The sequence below is a fragment of the Paraburkholderia sp. BR10954 genome (assembly GCF_040965775.1).
Taxonomy (GTDB): Bacteria; Pseudomonadota; Gammaproteobacteria; order Burkholderiales; family Burkholderiaceae; genus Paraburkholderia; species Paraburkholderia youngii.
Genome location: NZ_JBFRCK010000147.1, coordinates 1 through 2,075, shown reverse-complemented (window position 1 = coordinate 2,075; position 2,075 = coordinate 1). Strand labels below are relative to the sequence as shown.

2 protein-coding genes are annotated in these 2,075 nt (G+C 68.3%); both read left to right on the top strand.

Annotation, left to right across the window (positions count from 1 at the left end; all coding sequences use genetic code 11):
* Positions 1–816 (top strand): efflux transporter outer membrane subunit (locus AB4Y34_RS41455; protein ID WP_368719257.1); only part of this gene is annotated, 816 nt, incomplete at its 5' end.
* 33 nt (positions 817–849) lie between these two features.
* A partial coding sequence (locus AB4Y34_RS41450; RefSeq protein WP_368719256.1) for an HlyD family efflux transporter periplasmic adaptor subunit occupies positions 850–2,075 on the top strand: 1,226 nt, incomplete at its 3' end.

The following is a 2,075-nucleotide window of genomic DNA, read 5'->3' as shown; positions in this document are numbered from 1 at the left end:
GCCGACGCGAATCTGTCGACGAGCCGTGCCCGCGTCAGCGCGCTCGACGGCAGCATCCTGAGCACCCGCTATCAACTGGCGGCGCTGCTTGGCAAGGGTCCCGACCGCGGACTCGCGATCACGCGGCCGACGCTCGGCGTAGGCGACGACGTGCGCCTGCCGGACAACCTGCCGGCCGATCTGCTGGGCCGGCGGCCCGACATCGTCGCGGCGCGCTGGCGCGTCGAGGCGATCACGCATGAGGTGAAGGAAGCGAAGGCCGAGTTCTATCCCGACATCAACCTGAGCGCCGCGATCGGTCTGGACGCGTTCGGCTTCGGCCGCTTCCTGAGCGCCGCGAGCCGCACGGCTTCGGTGGGCTCGGCGATTCATCTGCCGATCTTCGACGGGGGCGAGTTGCGCGCGCAGTTGAAGGGCCGCTACGCCGAGTTCGACTATGCGGTGGCGACCTACAACCAGACGCTGATCGGCGCGCTCAGCGGCGTGGCCACGCAGCTCGCGCAGATTCGCGCGAGCGACGCGCAGCTCGGCGATGCACAAGCCGCGCAGCAGGCCGCGCGCGATGCCGATCGCCTCGCGACCACGCAATACAAGGCCGGCCTGACCAACCAGCTGACCGTGCTCAATGCCGATGTCACCGCGCTGAACGCCGACGAGGCGATCGCCAATCTGAAGATGAACCGTCGCGACCAGCAGATCCAGCTCGCGTCGGCGTTGGGCGGCGGCTATGTCGATACGTCGGCACAAACCGATCATCACGCGGATGTCGCTGCCGCACCCGCCAGTCAAGTCAAATCCGCGGTCGCCGCGCGTTGAACGGCGCGTCGGAAACCTATCAGGAGAACTGCAATGAGCGATTCGATCACGACCGACCGCGAACTGGCGGATCAGGAAGACGAACACAAGAGCGGCGCGCAAGCGCCCGCCACGCCCGAAGGCGACAACAAGGCCACGCCGCCCGCACGCCGCAAGCGCCTGATCGCGCTGCTCGGAGCCGCGGTGTTGCTCGGCAGCGCCGCGTACGGCGCGTACTACTTCACCGAGGGCCGCTATCACGAAGAGACCGACGACGCGTACGTCAGCGGCAATCTCGTGCAACTGACGCCGCAGGTCACCGGCACGGTGATCGCGGTCAACACCGACGACACGCAGATCGTCAAGCAAGGCGACCCCGTCGTCACGCTCGATCCGGCCGATGCAAAGCTCGCGCTCGCCGATGCCGAAGCGCAGCTGGGCCAGACCGTGCGGCGCGTCTCCGGCCTGTATGTGAACAACGACTTCTACGCGGCGAACGTCGCGCAGCGCGAAGCCGATCTGGCCCGAGCCCGCGACGACCTGCGCCGGCGCGAGGCCGTGGCGGACACGGGCGCCGTGTCCGCCGAAGACATCGCGCACGCCCGCGACGCGGTCAGCGTCGCGCAGGCCGCGCTCGACGCCGCGCGCCAGCAGGGCGAAGCCAACCACGCGCTGACCGACCGCACCACGGTCGAACAGCATCCGGACGTGCAGGCCGCCGCCGCGAAAGTGCGCACCGCGTGGCTCGCGTATGCGCGCGATACCTTGCCAGCGCCGGTGACCGGCTACGTCGCGCAGCGCCGGGTTCAGGTCGGCCAGCGCGTCGCGCCCGGTACGCCGCTGATGGCGATCGTGCCGCTCGACGGCGTATGGGTCGACGCCAACTTCAAGGAAGTGCAGCTCAAGCACATGCGAATCGGCCAGAAGGTCACGCTCACATCGGACGTCTACGGCCGCCGCGCCCGCTATCACGGGCGTATCGAGGGCTTTTCGGCGGGCACCGGCAGCGCGTTCGCGACGCTGCCGGCGCAGAACGCCACCGGCAACTGGATCAAGATCGTGCAGCGGCTACCGGTGCGCATCGAACTCGATCCGGCCGAACTCGCCGCGCATCCGCTGCGTATCGGCCTGTCGATGACGGTCGATGCCGACACGCGCGACGAGTCCGGTTCGCAGCTGGGCGCAGCGCAGAACACGCGCTATAGCACCGACGTTTTTGCGCGGTACGATGCAAAGGCCGACGCCGAGATCGACAGGATCATCAAGCAAAACGAAATGGT